The organism is Agrobacterium pusense, from assembly GCF_900102105.1.
In the GTDB taxonomy this organism is placed as follows: Bacteria; Pseudomonadota; Alphaproteobacteria; order Rhizobiales; family Rhizobiaceae; genus Agrobacterium; species Agrobacterium pusense.
Genome location: NZ_FNBB01000007.1, coordinates 46,875 through 61,147, shown reverse-complemented (window position 1 = coordinate 61,147; position 14,273 = coordinate 46,875). Strand labels below are relative to the sequence as shown.

Below are 14,273 nucleotides of genomic sequence, written 5' to 3'. Positions count from 1 at the left end.
TCGATACAGCCTTAAGGCGGGCTGTTATTTCAGGGAGCGTGGGAATGGAAAGTGTAGGTTGGATTGCAGCAATCATCATCGGCGGTCTCGCCGGCTGGCTTGCGGGCAAGCTCATGGACATGCGTTTCGGCATTTTCATGAACATTGTCCTTGGCATTGTCGGTTCGGTGGTCGCTGTTGCGGTGCTGCGAACCTTCGATGTTTTCGTGCAGGATAGCAGGCTCGGTTATTTCGTTACCGCCTTCATCGGCGCAAGCCTGTTGCTGTTCGTGGCTAAGCTCGTGCGGCGCTGACAAGGCGTCGTGACCGGAAGGGGCTTACGCTTTTTCTGGAATTGTTCTAAAGCATCGCACCAAAGATGTCTGGATCGCCAAGGGCGATGGAAGCAGGTTTTTATGGTCACTATTCTCGACAGGACGTCGTCTGACGAAAAGCGTATCCGCCACCCGGAAAAGGCGCACAAGCCTGATACCGAGGTGATGCGCAAGCCCGAATGGATCCGCGTCAAGGCGCCGACCTCCAAGGGTTACCACGAGACGCGCGAACTGGTGCGCAGCCACAAGCTGGTGACCGTGTGCGAGGAAGCCGGCTGTCCGAATATCGGCGAATGCTGGGACAAGAAGCACGCGACCTTCATGATCATGGGTGAAATATGCACCCGTGCCTGCGCCTTCTGCAACGTCGCGACCGGCAAGCCCAATCCGCTCGACATGAATGAGCCGGAAAATGTCGCCAAGGCCGTCAAGCAGATGGGACTTTCCCACGTCGTCATTACCTCCGTCGACCGTGACGATCTCGCCGATGGCGGCGCTGAACATTTCGAAAAGGTGATCTGGGCGATCCGCGCAGCCTCTCCGACGACCACGATCGAAATCCTCACGCCCGACTTCCTGAAGAAGCCCGGCGCGCTGGAACGTGTCGTTGCCGCAAAGCCCGACGTTTTCAATCATAATCTGGAAACGGTTCCGGGCAACTACCTCACGGTCCGCCCGGGTGCGCGCTATTTCCACTCGGTGCGCCTTCTGCAGCGGGTGAAGGAACTCGATCCCACCATGTTCACCAAGTCGGGCATCATGGTTGGCCTCGGTGAAGAGCGCAATGAAGTGCTGCAGCTGATGGACGATCTGCGCAGCGCTGACGTCGACTTCCTGACCATCGGCCAGTACCTGCAGCCCACCCGCAAGCACCACAAGGTCGAGGCCTTCGTGACGCCGGAGGAATTCAAGTCCTACGAGACGGTGGCTTACACCAAGGGCTTCCTGATGGTTTCGTCGAGCCCGCTGACCCGTTCTTCCCACCATGCCGGTGACGATTTCGAACGCCTGCGTGCGGCACGCGAAAAGAAGCTGCTGGCGGCTGCGGAATAAGCGACGCAAAGGTTCGTCAATACGGCATTGAGATTTGAAGTCTTCATGTTATCACCATCGTCATGCTCGGGCCTGCCCCGAGCATCTGCAACCTATGGAAATGACGATGGGTGACTAGATCCTTGGGATATTCCCGAGGATGACGGTGCGTGAGACGCGGCGCCGTGGATCAATGCAATCGTCTGTTTTTGGCCTTCAGGCCGATCACGCCGCAACCTTTTCAGGCCTGTGCGCCCGCATGCAGAGCACGACGCTCAGCACGACCGAGCAGATCGCCAGGACCTCGACCAGCGTCGGGCCACGCCCTTCCCAGAGAAAGCCGTAAAGCAGCGCAAACAGCGTTTCAAACAGGATCATCTGCCCAACCATGGTAAGCGGCAGCATGCGGCTCATACGGTTCCAGAAGGCATTGCCGAGGATGGACGCGGTGAAGCCGAGCCCGGCGGCGATGGCGGCGAAATACAGCCAGTCGCCCGTGCTGTGGCTTTCTCCACCCAGTGCGAAGGCGGGGATGGCGAGCGCCAGCGCAAGCCCGCCGGTCACTACACCCGTCATCATGTTCCAGTCATCGGCGCTCACATCGTGAAGGCGCGACAGCCAGCGGGCATTGCCTACGGCGAAAGCCGTCCATGAAGCCAGCGCCCCGAGCGCGCAGGCAAGGCCGATGACACGAGAAATATCCAGACCCGCATCGTTTTCCGTCAGCGACTGCCATGAGATGCCGAGAATGCCTATCGCGCCGAAGGCAAGCGACGGCCACAGCCGCTTCAGCGATACGGCGCCGTGGTCGCGACTGCCGATGATGGTAACGGCAACAGGCAGGAAGCCGATGATGATTGAGGTGAAGGCGACGCCGCTCAATTTCACCGCGGTCGAGATGAAAACATAGTAGGCGATGTTGCCGATCACGCTCAGCCAGCCAAGCGCTAACCATTCGCGCGCGCCAAACCGCGCCGACACTTGTTTGAGGCGTGGCCCGATGATGACCAGCGAAATCAGCCCATAGGTCAGGTAGCGCGCCGTGGAAAGCTGCAGGGCGGAAAAATCCGGCACGAGTTTCGGAGCGAGAAATATCCCGCCCCAGAGCGCACCCGCCATTATGCCGTAAAAAACACCGAGACCAGTCCTGTTCATGTCCATCACATCCGCATTCACATTTGTCAGCGATGTGCCACAGGCGGTTGCGGCTGTCTTGACAAAAACTCCTGACGAATGTGAGCGGTTCTAATGAATGCCGTGGCGGCGGCGATACGCGGCGGGGGTCTCTCCCACCGCAAGGCGCATGGCCCGTGTCAGTGCCGTCTGGTCGGAAAAACCGGCCCTGAGCGCGATTTCGCAAATCGGCATGACGGAGTTGCTGAGCAGGACGCACACCTTCTCCATGCGCAACCCGGAAAGCCACCGATGCGGGGGAAGACCAAATTCTTCGAGAAACAGCGCATGCAGGCGGCTGTCGCTGAGCGTCACGCAAGAGGCCAGCATCTCGATCGTCCACGGAAAGAAGGGCTCGGCCCTCACGACTTCGCTCAGCTTTCGCATGCGCTGGCGCATATCGCGCTTGTTGTTGGCAAGACTGTCAACCAGCAGCGGCGCCCAAATGGCGGCAATATCGTCGCGGCGTCCATCCGTTCGAACCAGGCTGCGCATATAGGCTATCAATTGACGTGTCTCAGGCCCAATATCGAGGAAGGGCGCGTGAGCGAATTTTTCAAGTGTCTGTTCGGGGATCACGCATTCATCGATATCCACCACCAGCGAATGATTGATGGCCGTGGCTTCCTGGGTATGCGGAAGATCGCGGTGGATAAAGACGCCGCGCCCGATGGACAACTCATCTTGCCGTCCTGCCACATCGATACGCAGGCAACCCGAGAACGGCAGAACGATCTGAACGAATGCGTGTCGCTCCTTCGGTCTTTCCTGTCTGTAGGTTCTGATGTCGGCTGATGCGGCTGTCATGACGCTGTCGTTTCCATTGGGCAAAGAAACGGCCGCCTGGAAAAGCGGCCGGTTTCATTGGTGATTATGACATTGTCTTGAAGATTGGGCCAGCCGGCTTTATCGGTCGGCCAGACGCCGGCAATTAACAGTCTTCCTTGGCGGTCGATTCGCCGCGCTTGCGCTTGCGCAGAACCGGCTTGTTTTCTCTCGCCTCGCATTTGGCGACGTCGATCAGATAGGCGAGCACAGGCATGCCGTTCATCGATGCAAGCTGTTTGGCGGATTCGAGAAGGTTGATGATGTTGGAAAAATCGTCCATCGGCTCACTCAGTGGCTCAAAGCGGTTATGTATCGGGTCTGAACCCAAGGATGAATAGGCTGGGCGAAATAGGGAGCTTCCAGCGCCGTTGCATCCAATGGGTGTAATATTAGTCGCAAATAAATAGCAATCCCCCGCAAGGGGTTGCAATAGTCAATTTTCCGTAACTGCCATGCGCCGCCCGGATATCGATTGAAAGCGATCGCCAGACGGTAGAGGGACGCGCAGCGCTCGAATGGGGCTCAGAATATGCCGAACTACCTCGAAAAGGCGGATGATGCGGCCGCCATCATCGCTGGCGCGCAACGCATCATGATCGTCGGCTGTTCCGGCGGCGGCAAGTCCACGCTCTCGCGCAAGCTCGTGCGGCGCTTTGGACTGGAATATATCTCGATGGACCGGGAAATTTTCTGGCTGCCGGGCTGGCAACTGCGCCCGCGTGCGGAACAGCGTGAAAGGATCGCGGACTTCGTTGCGGGCGAGCGGTGGTTGATGGATGGCAGCAATCCCTCGTCGTTTGATCTGCGTCTGCCGAGAACCGATATCGTGATCTGGGTTCGCATGCCGCGCTGGCTCTGTCTCTGGGGTGCCACCAGCCGAATCGTGAAAGGCTACGGCAAGGCGCGACCGGAAATGGCGCAGGGCTGCCCTGAGCGACTGGACCGCGAATTCCTGCGCTATATCTGGAATTTCGAGCGGCGACACGCACCACTTTTCGAGCAGAATTTCGACCTCTATGGGCCGGATGTGCCGGTATGGCAGCTGAAAAGCCGAAAACAACTCCGCCGCCTTCTTGATCTTCTGCACATCGAGGATTAACTGCCGCTCATGCCCAAGTTCGAAACGCATCGTTTTGTAAAACACTCGCCGGACCGCATGTACGACCTCGTCGCCGATGTGGAGAAGTATCCGCAGTTCCTGCCCTTATGCGAAGCACTTACCGTGCGCTCCCGCAAGGAGCGCGATGGCAAGACGCTGCTGGTGGCGGATATGACCGTGGGTTACAAGGCCATTCGCGAGACCTTCACCACGCAGGTTCTGCTCAATCCCGCGGAACGGGCAATCGACGTCAAATATATCGACGGGCCGTTCAAATATCTCGACAATCGCTGGCGTTTCGATGCTGCCGAGGGCGGCTCCAACGTGCATTTCTTCATCGAATACGAGTTCAAGAACCGCCTCTTGGGCGCAGTCATGGGGTCCATGTTCGACCGTGCCTTCCGCATGTTCGCAGAAGCTTTCGAGACCCGCGCCGATAAGATCTACACCAATCCCGCCTGACGGAGGGCGATCAGCATCTCGAGCGCCGTCCTGACCGTTGCAAGACGGATGTCCGTACGGCCGATCTCGCCATAACGCATTTCCTGATGCAGGCTCCGGCCGTGACGGGCCTTGGCGGCCAGATGAACGAGACCCACCGGCTTTTCGGCGGATCCACCCCCCGGACCGGCAATGCCGGTAACGGCAACCGCGAAATCGGCGCGTGACCGGAACAGGGCGCCGTGCGCCATCTGCAGTGCGGTTTGCCGCGAGACCGCGCCAAAGCCCGTCAGCGTTTCAGCGCCAACGCCAAGCATGTCCATCTTGGCCTCGTTCGTATAGGTGACAAAACCGCGGTCGACCACCGCAGAGGAGCCCGAAATCTCCGTCAACGCACCCGCGATCAGGCCGCCCGTGCAGCTTTCCGCGGTCGAGACCATGAGACCGTCTGCTGCAAAATCAGCAATGATCTGCCGTGCGAGCCCTTCAATATCCGCTGGAAACAGGCTCATAGCGGTCTGCCCTTGTAAACGACCGTGGCGGTGGCGATTGCTGCAATCCCCTCCCTGCGACCAACGAAGCCGATGGTTTCATTGGTCGTCGCCTTCACCGAGCAACGCTCCAGCGAGATGCCGAGCATGTCGGAGAGCGCTTCCCGCATGGCCTGCCGATGCGGCCCGATGCGCGGCGCTTCGGCGATCAGCGAGACATCGGCATTCATGATCGTGCCGCCATTGTCGCGCACCACTTTCGCCGCGTGCTCCAGAAATATGCGGGAAGGAGCTCCTTTCCATTGCGGATCGGAAGGAGGGAAATGGTCACCGATGTCGCCGGCGCCGCAGGTCGCCAGCAAGGCATCCGTCAGCGCATGCAGCGCAACGTCCGCATCCGAATGACCTTTGAGCTTCTGATCATGCTCGATGAATATGCCGCACAGCGTCACGCCTTCGCCGGCCTCCAGCTGGTGTACGTCGTAGCCGTTCCCGGTGCGCACGTCCGGCATTGCAGGAGAGAGCTTTTCATCGGCCATGGCGATATCCCGCTTGAGAGTGAGTTTCACATTATCGACCGAACCTTCGGTCAATGTTACTGCCAGACCCGCCCATTCGGCAATCGACGCGTCATCGGTAAAATCCGATTTTCCCGAGGCGGCAGCAGCGCGATGCGCGGCGAGGATGTCGTCATAGTCGAAACTCTGTGGGGTCTGTGCGGCATAAAGGCCCTGTCTCGAAACCGTGTCGGTGACACGATTGCCCGCGCCGCGTTTCAGCGTGTCAGTGACGGGCAGGGCGGGTAGAACACCGCCCGCACCCTCCCGGTGCAGGGTGACAATACGTTCAAGCATATCGACGGAAACGAAAGGCCGCACCGCGTCGTGGATCATTACGTGGCTCAGGCCATGGCGGGAAAGCGCCTCCAGCCCTGCCAGAACAGACTGCTGCCGTGTCACGCCGCCAATAACCGTGGTGACGCGCTCCCCGGCATCAAGTCGCTGGAGAACCGGAGTGAGCAGCGCCGTATCGTCCGCATGGTGCACGACGACGATATGGGAAGCGTTCTTCCACTGGAGGAACGTCGACAAAGTGTGCTCGATCACAGCCTTGCCGCCGATCGGACGATATTGTTTCGGACCCTCCTCGGGAGAGCCGGCTCTTTCCCCGCGTCCCGCGGCCACGATGACGATGCCGAGTTTCATAGTACGTTCCTGCATTGGTCGTATGCTTTGCGTGCAACCCTTCGTGGTTGACAGTCATGCTCTAGCGTTTCAAAACCCGGATGGCCAGCCCGATAAGGCGGGCATCAGCCCCGCAAAGCGCAGGAGATGACGTTGCTGCGCTTTCGAAGCTGCACAATTTGCCGCCGACAGCAAAACAGGCAGGCAGCCGCTCAGCAAATAAAAGGTGCAACCTTCTAAAAGTGCTTGGCAACTGCGCAAACACTGTCTAAAAATAATGCAAATAACCCTTCTGCATGAAAGATCATCATTTGGCCCTTCCGGAGTTGTCAGAACCGTTCAGCATCGGCTCAGTCACGATCCGTAATCGGGCTGTGCTGGCGCCCATGTCGGGCGTGACGGATCTGCCGTTCCGACAGCTCGCCTGGCGTTACGGAGCGGGCCTCGTGGTGACGGAAATGGTGGCAAGCCGGGAGCTTGTTGCCAATCGCGGGGAATCCTGGGCGCGGCTGAAAAATGCAGGCATGGTTCCGCACATGGTGCAGCTTGCGGGGCGCGAGGCGCATTTCATGGCCGAGGCGGCGAAGATCGCTGCTGGCAATGGCGCCGGTATCATCGATATCAATATGGGCTGTCCTGCCAAGAAGGTGACGGGCGGTTATTCAGGCTCGGCGCTGATGCGGGATCCCGATCACGCGCTTTCGCTGATCGAGGCGACTGTCAATGCGGTCGATGTGCCGGTGACCTTGAAGATGCGGCTCGGCTGGGATGAAAACAGCATTAACGCACCTGATATAGCTCGGCGCGCCGAAGCAGCAGGCGTTCGCCTTATTACCATTCACGGTCGTACCCGCATGCAGTTTTACGAGGGTCGGGCGGATTGGGATGCCATCCGCGCCGTGCGTGAGGTGATCTCCGTGCCGCTGATCGCCAATGGTGACGTCGAGACGGCGGAAGATGCACGCGAAATTCTGCGGCGGTCGGGTGCGGACGCCGTCATGGTCGGTCGCGGCGCACAGGGGCAGCCGTGGTTGCCGGCGGTGCTCGCGGGGCATGCAGCGCCGCATCGAGAGGATATCCCCGCCATCGCCGTCGAACATTATGAGATGATGCTGGAATTTTACGGAAGGGAAGCCGGCCTCCGGCATGCCCGCAAACATCTCGGCTGGTATCTCGACCGTTTCGCGCCAGGTATCGCCACGACCGAAAAGGCAAAAATCATGACATCGCGCGAGACGGGGGAGGTGGCAGACCTGCTGCGTTCCGCCCTTTGCGAAAATGCGAGCGAAGATGCCGCAAGGAAGGCCGCATGAGCGCTGATAAACACAGCCCTGCAGATGCGAACCCGCTCGCCATGGCGGTTCTGAACGCGGTGCAGAATCCCGTCATTCTGGTGGATGCCGAAGGTTTTATTGCCTTCGCCAACTGGGAAGCCGAAGCCTTTTTCGGCGCCAGCGCCTCCCACCTAGCGCGCTATAGGGTTTCCACTTTCATCCCCTTCGGCAGCCCGCTGCTTGCCCTGATCGATCAGGTGCGGGAGCGCCGCGCGCCGGTCAATGAATATCGCGTTGATCTGAGCTCGCCGCGTCTCGGCCAGGACAAGCTGGTCGATCTTTATGTCGCGCCCGTCGTCAGCGAGCCTGGATCGGTCGTCGTCGTCTTTCAGGAACGGTCTATGGCCGACAAGATCGACCGGCAGCTGACCCATCGCGCTGCTGCCCGCTCCGTCACCGGTCTTGCCTCCATGCTCGCGCATGAGATCAAGAACCCTCTGTCGGGCATTCGCGGCGCGGCCCAGCTTCTGGAGACCTCGGTTGCGGATGAGGACCGGGCGCTGACCCGGCTGATCTGCGACGAGACGGATCGCATCGTTTCGCTGGTCGACCGTATGGAGGTGTTTTCCGACGAGCGGCCGGTGGATCGCGTGCCGGTCAACATCCATTCGGTTCTCGATCATGTAAAGGCGATCGCCAAGGCCGGTTTCGCCCGCAACATCAAGATATCGGAGAATTACGACCCGTCGCTGCCGCCGGTCTACGCAAACCGCGACCAGCTGGTGCAGGTCTTCCTCAACCTGGTCAAGAATGCGGCCGAAGCGGTGGCCAATCAGTCGGATGGCGAGATCGTGCTGACGACCGCCTATCGTCCCGGGATCCGACTATCGGTTGCCGGCAGCCGGGAGCGCATCTCGCTCCCGCTGGAATTCTGCGTGCATGACAATGGCCCGGGCGTACCCGCCGATCTCTTGCCGCATCTTTTCGATCCGTTCATCACCACCAAGACGAATGGTTCGGGCCTCGGCCTGGCGCTTGTCGCCAAGCTGATCGGCGCCCATGGCGGCATTGTCGAATGCGACAGCCAGAACCACCGCACGACTTTCCGCGTATTGATGCCCGTCTCGCCGGAAGTGGCGCTCGACGACAGCACTTTGCCGAACACGACAGGGAATGACCAATGACAGCTACGATCCTCGTCGCCGATGATGATGCCGCAATCCGCACGGTGCTCAACCAGGCGCTGAGCCGCGCCGGTTACGACGTGCGCATCACCTCCAATGCTGCAACGCTCTGGCGCTGGGTTTCGGCAGGTGAGGGCGATCTTGTCGTCACGGACGTCGTCATGCCCGATGAGAACGCCTTCGACCTTCTGCCGCGCATCAAGAAAGCCCGTCCGGACCTTCCCGTTCTCGTCATGAGCGCTCAGAACACCTTCATGACCGCCATCAAGGCCTCGGAAAAGGGCGCCTACGATTACCTGCCCAAGCCCTTCGACCTGACAGAACTGATCGCCATCATTGGCCGGGCTTTATCGGAGCCCAAGCGCAAGCCGGCGAAGCTGGACGACGACATGCAGGACGGCATGCCGCTCGTCGGTCGCTCCGCCGCAATGCAGGAAATCTACCGGGTTCTCGCCCGCCTGATGCAGACCGACCTGACGCTGATGATAACGGGCGAATCCGGCACGGGTAAGGAACTGGTGGCCCGCGCGCTGCATGATTACGGCAAACGCCGCAACGGTCCGTTCGTCGCCATCAACATGGCGGCAATCCCGCGCGACCTCATTGAATCCGAACTCTTCGGCCATGAAAAGGGCGCCTTTACCGGCGCTCAGAACCGCTCCACGGGGCGTTTCGAACAGGCCGAGGGCGGCACGCTCTTCCTCGATGAAATCGGCGACATGCCGATGGACGCCCAGACGCGCCTGCTGCGCGTATTGCAGCAGGGTGAATATACGACGGTCGGCGGACGCACGCCGATCCGTACCGATGTCCGTATCGTCGCGGCAACCAACAAGGATCTGAAGCAGTCGATCAATCAGGGCCTCTTCCGCGAGGACCTCTATTACCGCCTGAACGTGGTGCCGTTGCGCCTGCCACCCCTGCGTGACCGCGCCGAGGATATTCCCGATCTGGTGCGCCATTTCATCCAGACGGGCGAGAAGGAAGGCTTGGAAGGCAAGCGTTTCGAGACCGAAGCTCTTGAAGTCATGAAGGCCTATGCCTGGCCGGGCAACGTGCGCGAGCTGGAAAACCTGATCCGCCGACTGATGGCGCTTTATCCGCAGGAAGTCATCACCCGCGAGATCATCGAGCAGGAACTGCAATCGGATGTTCCCGACAGCCCGCTCGACAAGATGGCGGTCCGCACCGGTTCACTCACCATCTCGCAGGCTGTCGAGGAAAACATGCGGGACTATTTCGCCAGCTTCGGCGATGGCCTTCCGCCGCCCGGCCTTTATGACCGCGTGCTGCGCGAACTGGAGTATCCGCTGATTCTGGCTGCGTTGACCGCCACGCGCGGCAACCAGATCAAGGCTGCCGATCTTCTCGGCCTGAACCGAAATACCCTGCGCAAGAAAATACGCGAGCTGGGTGTTTCCGTTTATCGCAGCTCCCGCCCCAGCTGAGAATGTTGACAAGACCGCATTTGTCGTTGCATTTTCGCCACATTGTGTTGCTTGGAAAACACTAGGAAGGACAGAGATTCGCCCCATATGTGCGAACCTCGCCTGACTTCATGACTGTGGCGCTGGCTGGCCAGCGATTGGGAGTAGTGCATGCGGAAACCCGCCGCCGAAAACGCCGTTGCCGACGAAGCAGCGGGCATGGTGGTCGCCGATCGCAGGATGTCTTTCGCTCTGCCGGGGCTGGTGCTCGCCGGCGTGGCCCTCGTGTGCGCCATCATCACGCTTTTCGTGCTGCTGGGCGTCACGCCAATCGCGCCGACATCGAACGTGGTCATCGCTTCCGTCGTCATCAACTCGATCTTCGTGATCGGCCTGATCTTCCTGATCGGTCGCGAAATCAACCGGCTGCTGAAAGCGCGCAAAAAGGGCAGGGCGGCGGCGCGTCTGCACGTGCGCATTGTCGTCCTTTTCTCCATCGTGGCGATCACGCCCGCAGTGCTCGTCGCCATCTTCGCCAGCCTGACGCTGAATGTCGGTCTCGATCGCTGGTTTTCGCTGCGCACCCAGTCGATCGTCGATTCATCAAGTAATATCGCCCAGGCATACATGATGGAGAATGCCGGTTACCTCCAGGGGCAGACCCTGTCGATGGCGACCGACCTCGACCGCAACCGCGCCCTGTTTTATCTCGACCGCACCGGATTCGTTGATCTTATGACCCGCCAGGCGAAAGGGCGCGGCCTTCTTGGTGCGTTTCTCGTGCAGGAGGATGGCGACGCCGTCGCCCAGGCCGACATCAAGACGGAAAAGCCCCTTCCCGCGATACCGCATGACGCGCTCGAAAAGGCGGCCGCCGGCCAGCCGACGCTGATCCCGCCCGGTATTACCAACCTCGTAGGCGCCATCATCAAGCTCGAAGGCATCAGCGGCACATTCCTTTATACGGTGCGTGCGGTCGATCCCAAGGTGATGGGCGCGATGCGGCTGATGGAAGAGAACCGCGCCGAATACAAGGCCATGGAGGCAGGCCGCGCCCCGCTGCAGATCGCCTTCGCAATTCTCTATCTCGGTTTTGCGCTGATAGTGCTGCTCGCGGCAATCTGGACGGCCATTGCGGTGGCCGACCGTATCGTGCGGCCGATCCGCCTTCTCATCAGCGCCGCAGACAGCGTTGCCACCGGCAACATGCATGTCCTCGTTCCAGTTCGCGCCGTCGATGGCGACGTCGGGCGCCTGTCCCGCACCTTCAACAAGATGGTGTCGGAACTGCGCAGCCAGCAGGAGCAGATCATCGAGGCCAAGGACGACATCGATGATCGCCGCCGTTTCATCGAGGCCGTGCTGTCAGGCGTGACCGCCGCGGTTATCGGCGTTGACGAAAACCGCAGGATAACCATCGTCAATCCGTCGGGCGAAGAGTTCCTCGCACAAACGTCGGAACAGCTCATTGGCGCACAACTCTCCGAGATCGCGCCTGAGATCGAACAGGTCGTCAACGAGGCCAACAGCTGGTCGCGCGGCAACTTCCGCAAGCAGATCAACATTATGCGGCGTGGCAAGGAACGAACGCTGAATGTACAGGTAACGCGCGAAGACGCCCGCGACAGCCGTGACAGCTACGTCATCACGCTCGACGACATCACCGATCTCGTCATCGCGCAACGCTCGACGGCGTGGTCGGATGTCGCGCGGCGTATCGCGCACGAAATCAAGAACCCGCTGACGCCGATCCAGCTTTCCGCCGAGCGCATCAAGCGCCGTTTCGGCAAGCAGATCGACGAAAGTGACCGCGCCGTCTTCGACCAGTGTACGGACACCATCGTCCGGCAGGTCGGCGATATCGGCCGCATGGTGGATGAATTCTCCGCTTTTGCGCGTATGCCGAAGCCAACGAAGGAAAAGTCGGACCTGCGGGCGATCCTGAAGGACGCAGCGTTTCTCCGGGAAATCAGCGCCGCGGACACCAAGTTCACGACGGAGCTGGGTGACACCCCGCTGGAGGGCATGTTCGATGCCCGCATGCTGGGGCAGGCCTTTGGCAACCTCATCAAGAATGCGACGGAAGCCATCGAAGCGGTGGAAGGCGAAAAGCGGCCGGGCAAGATCCTCGTTCGCGCGTCCTTCGACGAGACCAACTCGCGTTTTGTGGCCGACATCATCGACAATGGCCGCGGTTTGCCGGTGGAAAATCGCCACCGCATTCTCGAACCCTATATGACGATGCGGGATAAGGGCACAGGCCTTGGCCTCGCCATCGTCAAGAAGATCATCGAAGAGCATGGCGGGTATCTGGAACTCCATGATGCCCCGCCGGAGTTCGATCATGGCCACGGCGCCATGATCAGAGTGCTGCTGCCCTATATCGAGGCGGTCGGCGGCGAAAATAACAAGGAAGCAGCATATGGCGTCTGATATTCTGGTCGTGGATGACGAGGCGGACATTCGCGAAATCGTGGCGGGCATTCTCTCCGATGAGGGGCATGAAACGCGTATGGCGTTCGACAGCGACAGCGCGCTGGCTGCCATTTCGGAACGCGTGCCGCGCCTGATCTTCCTCGACATCTGGATGCAGGGTTCGAAGCTCGATGGTCTGGCGCTGCTGGACGAGATCAAGAGCCGCCATCCCGAAATTCCGGTCGTCATGATTTCCGGTCACGGCAATATCGAAACCGCCGTCAACGCCATCAAGCGTGGCGCCTTCGACTTCATCGAAAAGCCGTTCAAGGCTGACCGCCTTATTCTCATTGCCGAACGCGCGCTGGAAAACTCCAAGCTGAAGCGCGAGGTTCAGGAGCTCAAGAAGCGCACGGGGGATGCGGTTGAACTTGTCGGTGCGTCACTTGCGGTATCGCAGCTGCGCCAGACCATCGACCGGGTCGCGCCCACCAACAGCCGAATCATGATTCTCGGCCCGTCAGGTTCCGGCAAGGAACTGGTGGCGCGGATGATCCACAAAAAGTCGTCTCGGGCGACGGGTCCCTTTGTTGCCCTTAACGCCGCGACGATCACGCCGGATCGCATGGAGATTGCACTCTTCGGCACCGAAGGCCTGCCTGGACAGCCCCGGAAGGTGGGCGCACTGGAAGAAGCCCATCGTGGCGTTCTTTATCTCGACGAAGTGGGCGAGATGCCCCGCGAGACCCAGAACAAGATCCTCCGCGTGCTTGTCGATCAGCAATTCGAGCGTGTGGGCGGCGGCAAGCGCGTGAAGGTTGATGTGCGCATCATTTCGTCGACGGCCCATCACCTCGAAAGCCTGATCGCCGAGGGCCAGTTCCGTGAGGATCTCTACCACCGGCTCGCCGTCGTGCCGGTGAAGGTACCGGCGCTGTCCGAGCGACGTGAGGATATTCCCTTCCTCGTCGACATGTTCATGCGGCAGATTTCCGAACAGGCTGGCATCCGTCCGCGCAAGATCGGCGACGACGCAATGGCCGTTCTTCAGACCCATGACTGGCCGGGCAACATTCGACAGCTTCGCAACAATATCGAGCGGTTGATGATACTGGCGCGTCCCGAAGGCGGTGAAGCCCCGATCTCTGCTGACATGCTGCCGTCCGATATCGGCGACATGCTGCCGAAGATATCGGCTCAGGGCGATCAGCACATCATGACGCTGCCGTTGCGCGAAGCTCGCGAAATGTTCGAGCGAGACTATCTGGTGGCGCAGATCAACCGATTCGGGGGCAATATTTCGCGAACGGCGGAATTTGTCGGCATGGAACGCTCTGCACTGCATCGCAAACTGAAATCTCTCGGCGTATAAGGGGCCAGGGCTAGGTCGCCGTAACCGATTATCCGTCAG

14 protein-coding genes are annotated in these 14,273 nt (G+C 60.0%); 9 read left to right on the top strand and 5 right to left on the bottom strand.

Annotated features, from left to right (window positions below; translation table 11 throughout):
* Nucleotides 1-44: 44 nt before the first annotated feature.
* Both BLU28_RS16365 and lipA read left to right on the top strand, forming a co-directional pair.
* The gene (locus tag BLU28_RS16365; protein ID WP_004441618.1) at nt 45-293 is read left to right on the top strand and encodes a GlsB/YeaQ/YmgE family stress response membrane protein; all 249 of its coding nucleotides are present in this window, start codon (nt 45-47) and stop codon (nt 291-293) included.
* 102 nt (nt 294-395) lie between these two features.
* A complete protein-coding gene (gene lipA, locus BLU28_RS16360; RefSeq protein ID WP_004441621.1) occupies nt 396-1,367 on the top strand; it encodes a lipoyl synthase in 972 nt (323 codons plus the stop codon).
* A 204-nt stretch (nt 1,368-1,571) separates the two neighbouring features.
* Here lipA and BLU28_RS16355 read toward each other — a convergent pair whose 3' ends face one another.
* From BLU28_RS16355 to BLU28_RS26355, 3 genes are all read right to left on the bottom strand, one after another.
* Nucleotides 1,572-2,501: a DMT family transporter gene (locus BLU28_RS16355; protein WP_077987121.1), complete on the bottom strand. Its 930-nt coding sequence runs from the start codon at nt 2,499-2,501 to the stop codon at nt 1,572-1,574.
* 90 nt (nt 2,502-2,591) lie between these two features.
* Nucleotides 2,592-3,326 (bottom strand): helix-turn-helix transcriptional regulator, encoded by a 735-nt coding sequence (locus tag BLU28_RS16350; RefSeq protein ID WP_077987099.1) that lies wholly within the window; start codon nt 3,324-3,326, stop codon nt 2,592-2,594.
* A 124-nt stretch (nt 3,327-3,450) separates the two neighbouring features.
* Nucleotides 3,451-3,627 (bottom strand): hypothetical protein, encoded by a 177-nt coding sequence (locus tag BLU28_RS26355; RefSeq protein WP_003496171.1) that lies wholly within the window; start codon nt 3,625-3,627, stop codon nt 3,451-3,453.
* A gap of 249 nt (nt 3,628-3,876) precedes the next feature.
* Between BLU28_RS26355 and BLU28_RS16340 the strand changes: the two genes are divergently transcribed.
* Both BLU28_RS16340 and BLU28_RS16335 read left to right on the top strand, forming a co-directional pair.
* Complete coding sequence (locus BLU28_RS16340) at nt 3,877-4,446, top strand: P-loop NTPase family protein (protein ID WP_004441631.1); 570 nt, start codon at nt 3,877-3,879, stop codon at nt 4,444-4,446.
* Nucleotides 4,447-4,455: 9 nt separating this feature from the next.
* Nucleotides 4,456-4,908: a type II toxin-antitoxin system RatA family toxin gene (locus BLU28_RS16335; protein WP_004441633.1), complete on the top strand. Its 453-nt coding sequence runs from the start codon at nt 4,456-4,458 to the stop codon at nt 4,906-4,908.
* Here BLU28_RS16335 and BLU28_RS16330 read toward each other — a convergent pair.
* Both BLU28_RS16330 and BLU28_RS16325 read right to left on the bottom strand, forming a co-directional pair.
* The gene (locus BLU28_RS16330; RefSeq protein ID WP_022556106.1) at nt 4,890-5,399 is read right to left on the bottom strand and encodes a CinA family protein; all 510 of its coding nucleotides are present in this window, start codon (nt 5,397-5,399) and stop codon (nt 4,890-4,892) included. The two genes, BLU28_RS16335 and BLU28_RS16330, sit on opposite strands and share 19 nt — an antisense overlap.
* Nucleotides 5,396-6,583, bottom strand: a complete 1,188-nt coding sequence (locus tag BLU28_RS16325; protein ID WP_072494356.1) for a bifunctional 2-C-methyl-D-erythritol 4-phosphate cytidylyltransferase/2-C-methyl-D-erythritol 2,4-cyclodiphosphate synthase — start codon at nt 6,581-6,583, stop codon at nt 5,396-5,398. Before BLU28_RS16325 ends, BLU28_RS16330 begins: the two co-directional genes overlap by 4 nt.
* A gap of 275 nt (nt 6,584-6,858) precedes the next feature.
* Here BLU28_RS16325 and dusB point away from each other — a divergent pair, with 275 nt between their 5' ends.
* The 5 genes from dusB (at nt 6,859) to ntrX (ending at nt 14,234) form a co-directional block, all read left to right on the top strand.
* Nucleotides 6,859-7,875 (top strand): tRNA dihydrouridine synthase DusB, encoded by a 1,017-nt coding sequence (gene dusB, locus BLU28_RS16320; protein WP_035208860.1) that lies wholly within the window; start codon nt 6,859-6,861, stop codon nt 7,873-7,875.
* Nucleotides 7,872-9,020, top strand: a complete 1,149-nt coding sequence (locus BLU28_RS16315) for a two-component system sensor histidine kinase NtrB (RefSeq protein WP_004441645.1) — start codon at nt 7,872-7,874, stop codon at nt 9,018-9,020. Before dusB ends, BLU28_RS16315 begins: the two co-directional genes overlap by 4 nt.
* Nucleotides 9,017-10,468: a nitrogen regulation protein NR(I) gene (gene ntrC, locus BLU28_RS16310; protein WP_004441656.1), complete on the top strand. Its 1,452-nt coding sequence runs from the start codon at nt 9,017-9,019 to the stop codon at nt 10,466-10,468. Before BLU28_RS16315 ends, ntrC begins: the two co-directional genes overlap by 4 nt.
* Nucleotides 10,469-10,618: 150 nt before the next feature.
* Nucleotides 10,619-12,880, top strand: coding sequence for a sensor histidine kinase NtrY-like (locus BLU28_RS16305; RefSeq protein ID WP_035208859.1), 2,262 nt, complete (start codon nt 10,619-10,621; stop codon nt 12,878-12,880).
* Nucleotides 12,870-14,234, top strand: a complete 1,365-nt coding sequence (gene ntrX, locus BLU28_RS16300) for a nitrogen assimilation response regulator NtrX (RefSeq protein ID WP_004441661.1) — start codon at nt 12,870-12,872, stop codon at nt 14,232-14,234. Before BLU28_RS16305 ends, ntrX begins: the two co-directional genes overlap by 11 nt.
* Nucleotides 14,235-14,273 lie beyond the last annotated feature (39 nt).

Excerpts from the sequence above, each read along its gene's own strand:
- BLU28_RS16355 (WP_077987121.1), bottom strand. The coding sequence starts at position 2,501 with ATGAACAGGACTGGTCTCGGTGTTTTTTACGGCATAATGGCGGGTGCG.
- BLU28_RS16350 (WP_077987099.1), bottom strand. The coding sequence starts at position 3,326 with ATGACAGCCGCATCAGCCGACATCAGAACCTACAGACAGGAAAGACCG.
- dusB (WP_035208860.1), top strand. The coding sequence starts at position 6,859 with ATGAAAGATCATCATTTGGCCCTTCCGGAGTTGTCAGAACCGTTCAGC.
- BLU28_RS26355 (WP_003496171.1), bottom strand. The coding sequence starts at position 3,627 with ATGGACGATTTTTCCAACATCATCAACCTTCTCGAATCCGCCAAACAG.
- BLU28_RS16305 (WP_035208859.1), top strand. The coding sequence starts at position 10,619 with ATGCGGAAACCCGCCGCCGAAAACGCCGTTGCCGACGAAGCAGCGGGC.
- BLU28_RS16340 (WP_004441631.1), top strand. The coding sequence starts at position 3,877 with ATGCCGAACTACCTCGAAAAGGCGGATGATGCGGCCGCCATCATCGCT.
- BLU28_RS16365 (WP_004441618.1), top strand. The coding sequence starts at position 45 with ATGGAAAGTGTAGGTTGGATTGCAGCAATCATCATCGGCGGTCTCGCC.
- BLU28_RS16330 (WP_022556106.1), bottom strand. The coding sequence starts at position 5,399 with ATGAGCCTGTTTCCAGCGGATATTGAAGGGCTCGCACGGCAGATCATT.
- ntrC (WP_004441656.1), top strand. The coding sequence starts at position 9,017 with ATGACAGCTACGATCCTCGTCGCCGATGATGATGCCGCAATCCGCACG.
- lipA (WP_004441621.1), top strand. The coding sequence starts at position 396 with ATGGTCACTATTCTCGACAGGACGTCGTCTGACGAAAAGCGTATCCGC.
- BLU28_RS16315 (WP_004441645.1), top strand. The coding sequence starts at position 7,872 with ATGAGCGCTGATAAACACAGCCCTGCAGATGCGAACCCGCTCGCCATG.
- BLU28_RS16335 (WP_004441633.1), top strand. The coding sequence starts at position 4,456 with ATGCCCAAGTTCGAAACGCATCGTTTTGTAAAACACTCGCCGGACCGC.
- ntrX (WP_004441661.1), top strand. The coding sequence starts at position 12,870 with ATGGCGTCTGATATTCTGGTCGTGGATGACGAGGCGGACATTCGCGAA.
- BLU28_RS16325 (WP_072494356.1), bottom strand. The coding sequence starts at position 6,583 with ATGAAACTCGGCATCGTCATCGTGGCCGCGGGACGCGGGGAAAGAGCC.